The following is a 217-nucleotide window of genomic DNA, read 5'->3' as shown; positions in this document are numbered from 1 at the left end:
GGCATGCGTTACGTAACGAACTGAAAAGAAGAGGGATAAAAGCAGTCATCCCGCGTAAATCCAATGAAAAAATGGCCGCAGATGGTCGTTCACCACTCGATCGTGAAGCCTACCGCAATCGCAACGTTGTTGAGAGGTGCTTTGGTCGCCTGAAAGAATACCGGCGCATTGCAACACGTTACGACAAAACGGCGAGGAATTATCTTTCAATGGTCAA

1 protein-coding gene is annotated in these 217 nt (G+C 47.9%); it reads left to right on the top strand.

The genetic code is table 11. From position 1 onward, the window contains the following. A partial coding sequence (locus ACSZO4_RS26045) for a transposase (RefSeq protein ID WP_437891956.1) occupies positions 1–217 on the top strand: 217 nt, incomplete at both ends.

Origin of the sequence: Phytobacter sp. V91 (assembly GCF_965644225.1) — a bacterium.
Taxonomy (GTDB): Bacteria; Pseudomonadota; Gammaproteobacteria; order Enterobacterales; family Enterobacteriaceae; genus CBFFRJ01.
Note: the sequence above shows the minus strand (reverse complement) of the source record. Positions and strands in the feature narration are given on the sequence as shown.